Source organism: Protofrankia sp. Cas4 (genome assembly GCF_963555915.1).
Lineage (GTDB): Bacteria > Actinomycetota > Actinomycetes > Frankiales > Frankiaceae > Protofrankia.
The window spans coordinates 1-6,552 of sequence record NZ_CAUVXL010000054.1 but is presented as its reverse complement, the minus strand read 5'-3'; the positions used below and the strand labels follow the sequence as shown (position 1 = coordinate 6,552).

Annotated in this window: 5 protein-coding genes; 3 read left to right on the top strand and 2 right to left on the bottom strand. The window is 68.2% G+C overall.

From position 1 onward, the window contains the following. Positions 1-74: 74 nt before the first annotated feature. Complete coding sequence (locus tag U9979_RS05900) at positions 75-473, bottom strand: hypothetical protein (RefSeq protein WP_322778569.1); 399 nt, start codon at positions 471-473, stop codon at positions 75-77. Positions 474-671: 198 nt separating this feature from the next. Further along, entirely contained in the window at positions 672-2,252 is a 1,581-nt protein-coding gene (locus U9979_RS05895; protein WP_322778568.1) for an acyl-CoA mutase large subunit family protein, read from the bottom strand. A 453-nt stretch (positions 2,253-2,705) separates the two neighbouring features. Between U9979_RS05895 and U9979_RS05890 the strand changes: the two genes are divergently transcribed. The 3 genes from U9979_RS05890 (at position 2,706) to U9979_RS05880 (ending at position 6,392) form a co-directional block, all read left to right on the top strand. After that, complete coding sequence (locus tag U9979_RS05890; protein ID WP_322778567.1) at positions 2,706-3,731, top strand: hypothetical protein; 1,026 nt, start codon at positions 2,706-2,708, stop codon at positions 3,729-3,731. A 78-nt stretch (positions 3,732-3,809) separates the two neighbouring features. Next, positions 3,810-4,619, top strand: a complete 810-nt coding sequence (locus tag U9979_RS05885; RefSeq protein ID WP_322778566.1) for a purine-nucleoside phosphorylase — start codon at positions 3,810-3,812, stop codon at positions 4,617-4,619. An 18-nt stretch (positions 4,620-4,637) separates the two neighbouring features. Further along, a complete protein-coding gene (locus tag U9979_RS05880) occupies positions 4,638-6,392 on the top strand; it encodes a phospho-sugar mutase (protein WP_322778565.1) in 1,755 nt (584 codons plus the stop codon). Positions 6,393-6,552 lie beyond the last annotated feature (160 nt).

Below are 6,552 nucleotides of genomic sequence, written 5' to 3'. Positions count from 1 at the left end.
CTAGCGGCCAGTTCACCACGCACCATGCGGCCATCTGCCCACTGATTACGAAGTCAGATCGCCATCGGGCCTGGTCAGAGCGGCCTACCGGGGCGGCGTAAGGCCCGGATGAGGCGGGAGACCTCGCCGCGCAGGCTTGCCGGCACCCGCAGCACCTGCCGACCGGCCGGGGTCATCAGATCAACGGTGATCAGGTCACCGCGCTTGCGCCCCTGGGACGCCGCGACCGTTCGTCGGTCGAACGCCACGTCGAAGTAGTCACCCGCCCGCGGGAACGGCGCGACGACCAGCAACCGCCGGGTGGTGAGCAGGATCCAGCGGGACGTCCCCAACCGGCGCCCGATGAAGCGTTCGGCCCTGGCGGTGAGCGCACCGGGACCTGCGGGGTCGGTGAGCCGGCCCCGCAGCACGACCTCGGTGAACTCCCCCGGCTCCAGCGGCACGTCCGGTGGCCTGGCCCGGCGTACCGGCATGCCTCGCACGCGTCCCAGCCTTCCACCACCGGGCACCACACGCGTCCAGGGCAGCACGGACGCACAGGACACCACGCACGCAAGGCTGCCCTGCCCACGGCTCGGCGTTGTGATACCTACCTACCACTGGCGCTAGCTTGTGATACCAAACAGCCCTGTAGGTATCACAAGGCCACCTGACACCTGCGCCCGGCCACTTCAGAAGGCGTCGGCGGGACGGTACACCCCCCAGACTGCGCGCAGAGCGTGACAGACCTCACCGACGGTAGCGCGGGCGCGCAGGGCCTCCTTGAGCGGATAGAGGACGTTGTCCGTCCCCTGCGCGGCGGCTTTGACCGCGTCCAGGCAGCGTGTCACCTCGGCGTTGTCGCGGTCGGCCCGCAGTGTGGCCAGCCGGGCGGCCTGGTCAGCCTCGATCGACGGGTCCACCCGCAACGGCTCGTAGCGGTCCTCCTGCTCGGCCCGGAACCGGTTGACGCCGACCACGGTGCGCGAGCCGTCCTCGATGCCCTTCAGGACCGCGTACGCGGAATTCTCGATCTCGCTCTTCTGGTAGCCCTGCTCGATCGCGGCGACCGCTCCCCCGCGCTTTTCGACCTGTTCCATCAGTTCACGGGCGGCGTGCTCGACCTCGTCGGTCAGCGCCTCGACCGCGTAGGAGCCGGCGAACGGGTCGACGGTGGCGGTGATGTCCGTCTCGTAGGCGAGGACCTGCTGGGTGCGCAGCGCCAGCGTCGCGGCCTTGACCGTGGGCAGGGCGATGGCCTCGTCGTAGGAGTTCGTGTGCAGGCTCTGGGTGCCGCCCAGCACCGCCGCGAGGCCCTGCACCGCGACCCGGACGAGGTTGACCTCGGGCTGCTGTGCGGTCAGCTGCACGCCGGCGGTCTGGGTGTGGAAGCGCAGCATCATCGATTTGGGGTTGGTCGCACCGAAGGTGTTCTTCATCACGTCCGCCCAGATCCGGCGGGCGGCGCGGAACTTCGCCACCTCCTCCAGCAGGGTCGTGCGGGAGACGAAGAAGAACGACAGCCGCGGTGCGAACTCGTCGACCACGAGCCCGGCCTCGATCGCCGCCCGGACGTAGGCGATGCCGTCGGCAAGGGTGAACGCGATCTCCTGGGCGGGGGTCGCCCCGGCCTCGGCCATGTGGTAGCCGGAAATCGAGATCGTGTTCCACTTGGGGATCTCGTTGCGGCAGTAGGCGAAGGTGTCCGAGACCAGCCGCAGTGACGGTGCCGGCGGGTAGATGTAGGTGCCGCGAGCGATGTACTCCTTGAGGACGTCGTTCTGGATCGTCCCGGTGATCTTCGAACCCGGAACGCCCTGTTCCTCGGCGACCAGTTGGTAGAGCAACAGCAGCACGGACGCGGGCGCGTTGATGGTCATCGAGGTGGAGACCTGGTCGAGCGGGATGCCGTCGAAGAGCAACCGCATGTCCTCGATCGAGTCGATCGCCACGCCGACCTTGCCGACCTCGCCGTGCGCGATCGGCTCGTCGGAGTCGAAGCCCATCTGGGTGGGCAGGTCGAAGGCGACGGAAAGCCCGCCGGTGCCGGCGGCGACGAGCGAGTGGTAGCGCTCGTTGGACTCCCGCGCGGTGCCGAAGCCCGCGTACTGCCGCATCGTCCACGGCTTGCCGGTGTACATGGTCGGGTAGACGCCCCGGGTGAACGGATACTCGCCAGGCGCGCCGAGACGCTCCGACAGATCCTCAGGAAGATCGGGTGCACCGTACACAGACTTGATCGGCTGGCCGGACTCCGACAGACGCTCGCTCATGGCCAGATGGTAGGGAAAGCCGGCCCCCGCGTGCGCGCCTCACAGTTGCCACGCGCGTCACCGCCGCCTCCACACTGATCAACACAGCGGCCTGCGCTTGGGCCGGGGCCTGTGCCGGGGCCTGCGCCGGGGCTTGCGGCAGGCGGGCCAACCCGATAATCCGCATCGCGGATACACAAAACAGATAATCCAGACAATACAACGTGCTTTCTTCGCCTTTCGTCGACTGTGCACACATCGGAAGCCCACAACGTCTACCCTTTTCCACGGGAGGCTCCACGGCTCAACAGCCCTTCACCGCCGGTCGAACCAGCGCACCGCCGCGCCGGTTCATATCGCCCGACCGTGAGGGGCATGCCCGGAGCCCGACGGGCGGGTAGGCCAAACGGTGCGCGATCACGGCTCCTTTCGCGCGTCCACAGGCCCGAGTCAGGACGGGAACGGGGCTGACCCATGACCCACAACGCCATGACCCAGTTAACCGTGGAGACGATCAGGGCGGAGCTCGTCGCACTCTCGACCGGACGTGGTCTGAACCTCGAGAAAATAGCCGGTTCACCTCTGGTGAAACTACCGGAAACACCAGGTGAATGGACCGACGATCAGCGCGCGACGGCATTACAGAGAATCATAACCGAGTGCTGTCACGCGCTATCCCAGGAAAAGCTGCGCACCGGGGCACAGGTCGGTTTCAACATCGACGGTGAAGATACGGGCGATCCGTCCCTGACCGCCCGTATCGACGCACTCGCCCGCCGGCGGGGCAGGCACGAGCGCACCGTTCGTGAATGGTTCTATCGGGGAACGAGCGAGGTGGCGCTCCTCCTACAGCAACGGGTCGCGGAGCTGAACATCCGCGACGGCTGGCGAGAATATCTTGAAAACGACGGGATCGTAGATCTTCTGGAAGCCGGGTCGCACCGGTTCTCTCTCGACCGGACCGAGATCCTGGTCCGGCTCTCCGGTCGGTTCCTCACGGAAGTTCTGGTGTTCCGGTCGCTGGTCGCACTCGACGACGGTGTCGATCATTACGTCGCCACGTCCCGTTATCACAGCGACCCCCGGCCCGGCGTGGTCTTCCTGGAACCACTGGCAAACTGCGTGGTCCGCCGGTCCGCATTCACCTCGAACGGGCACCAGGTGTCCGAACTTGAATTCCCGGCGACTCTTCCGCCCGGCCGCCGTATTTCCTTTGCCTACCGGCTGCGGGTGCAGAGCGACCGTGAGATGGTCCCCGTGCTGAGTTATGTGCCGAAAGCACAACAGGACAACCGGTACATACTGCAGGTACAGTTCGATCCGGCAACGACGCCGGATCGGCTGTGGTACTTCGCCGGCGTGCTCGGCCCGGAGACCCGGCTGCATCCGGATAACGAACATCAGTGGCTCCGGCCGAGCGGTCTGGGCTATGTGCGCAAGGGCTTCGTCGAGCTTTCCCGCGGCCTTCACTACGGAGTGGCGTGGGACTGGCCACTCTAGCCGGGGCACGTCCCCCGTCCCAGCCGGGCGCTTCCCCCATCTCCCAGGCAAGGTCCCCGGAGAAGCTACAGTCGCCGCATGCGGCCCACCCTCCAGGCATCGGATGCCTCGGTCTCGGCGGCGCGTCTGGCCGAGCTCACCGGGATCGAGCGTCATGACGTTGCCGTGATTCTCGGGTCCGGATGGCTGCCGGCGGCAGACGTGCTGGCCGCGGCAGGTAGGACAGCCGGCGAGACAACCGTTACCGAGCTCGGTGGCTTCGTGCCGCAACGCGCGCCCGGCCACGCCGGGAAGGTTCGTTCCGTCACGCTCGGCGGGCGCCACCTGCTACTCTTCCTCGGCCGGGTCCACGCCTATGAGGATCATGATCTGTCTGTTGTCACCCACAGCGTTCGGACGGCCTGCGCCGCCGGCGCGTCCACGGTGGTACTCACCAATGCCGCGGGCGGGCTCCGGGAGGACTACAGCGTCGGCCAGCCGGTCCTCGTAGCCGATCATCTGAACCTCACCGGGCGCAGCCCACTGATCGGTCCGCGGTTCGTCGATCTCACCGACGCCTATGCCCCGCGTCTGCGTGACCTGGCACGCACTGTCGATCCCACCCTCACCGAGGGGGTGTATGCGGGCCTGCCTGGGCCGCATTTCGAAACGCCGGCCGAGATCCGGATGCTGCGGACGCTCGGCGCGGACCTGGTGGGCATGTCAACCATCCACGAGACGATCGTGGCCCGGGCCGAAGGCGCCGACGTGCTCGCCCTGTCTCTGGTGACCAACCTCGCGGCCGGTATGAGCGGCACGCCGCTCGACCACCGTGAGGTGCTGGCCGCCGGTGCCGCCGCCGCCGAGCGGATGGGCTCGCTGCTCGCCGCGGTCGTCACCAGGCTCTGAGCGGGCCCGCCGCGGTGAATGATCGACCCAGCCGACCCGGCCGACCCGGCCGCCATGGTTGAGGCGGATTGCGATCTCGTCGCCCGGGTCCGGGACTGGATCGCGGGTGACCCCGAGCCCGCCGACCGTGCGGAACTCACCCGTGCGCTCGAGGCCGGTGACCTTCCGGCCCTGCGAACCCGATTCTCCGGTGCCCTCCGGTTCGGCACGGCGGGGCTGCGGGGGCCACTTCGCGCCGGTCCCGCCGGGATGAACACCGCGGTCGTCCGACGTGCGGCGGCGGGACTCGCGGCGTGGCTGCGCTCGCCGGATCCGGGCCGGGCAGCGCCGCTGGTAGTGGTCGGCGCGGACGCCCGGCACGGCAGTGAGCGGTTCGCGCTCGACAGCGTCCGGGTGCTGGCCGGCGCGGGACTACGGGCCGCCCTGCTGCCGGTGCCGGTACCCACGCCGGTGCTCGCCTTCGCGGTGCGCCAGCTCGGCGCGGACGCCGGGATCATGGTCACCGCCAGTCACAATCCGGCGACCGACAACGGCTACAAGGTCTATCTGGGCGCACCGGCCGGAGACCCGGCAAACGGAGCGCAGATCATCGCTCCGGTCGACACGATGATCGAAGCCGCGATCGACGCCGTCGGACCGGCCGCCTCCATCCCCTTGAGCGATGGCTGGACGCGACTCGGTGACGAGATCCGGTCCAGCTACATCGAGGCGGCGGCAGCGCTGTGGCCCACGAGCGATACGACGGACGACATGAGCGTCGCCGCGGACCTCCGGGTGGCCTACACACCGCTGCACGGCGTCGGTGCGGACACGCTGCGTGCGGTGTTCACCCGCGCGGGGTTCGCCCCACCGTTCATGGTCCCCGAGCAGGCGCGACCCGACCCGGACTTCCCGACCGTGGCGTTCCCGAACCCCGAGGAGCCTGGGGCGATGGACCGGGTCCTCGCCCTCGGCCGGGCGGTGGCCGCCGATGTGATCATCGCCAACGACCCGGATGCGGATCGCTGTGCGGTCGCGGTGGGCGAGCGCATCCTCACCGGCGACGAAATCGGGCTGCTCCTTGCCGACCATGTGCTGCGTACCCGCCCCGGCCCGGTCGCGACGACGGTGGTCAGCTCCCGCGCTCTGGCCACGCTCGCGGCCACGTACGGCGTGGCGTGCATCGAGACCCTCACCGGCTTCAAGTGGATCATGCGGGCACACCCTGGCCTCGTGTTCGGTTACGAGGAGGCGCTCGGCTACGCGGTAGCGCCCGGCCTCGTCCGCGACAAGGACGGGATCACCGCGGCGCTGGCCATCGCCGGGATCGCCGCGGCGGAGAAGAGCCGTGGTCGCACCCTGCTCGACCGGCTCGACGACCTTGTCCGCCGGTGCGGCCTGCACGCCACGTCTGCGGTGTCGGTCCGCATCACCGATACCGGGCAGCTTTCTTCGATCATGAGCATGCTACGGGCCGAGCCCCCGACCCGCATCGGCGATGCAGCGGTCGTCGACGTGCGTGATCTCGCTGCCGGCCCGTCCATCAAAGACACCATCAAGGACAGCAAAGTTGCCGCACTACCAGCTTCCGATGTGCTGATTTTTCGTCTCGCGGATGGCGGACGGGTGGTCGTGCGTCCCAGCGGCACCGAACCAAAGATCAAAATCTACCTGGAAGTAACCGTCCCGGTCGATCCCAGCGCGGACGCAACGGCTCTCGCGGCCGCCCGCAGCCAGGCCGATGCCCGCCTGACCACCCTGCGAAGCGCCGTCCTGACGATCCTCGCCCAGTGACCTCCCCGTGCCTCCGGATTGAGAACGCCCGGCGATAGCCCCGCGACGCCGCGTCCCTATTGCCGCACCCTCTGTGGGAACGATGTGAATCTGGTGTTGTGGCAGGAGCATCAGATACACATCGTTAAGCTTGGGATTTAAGGTCAATGCCGTTGACTTA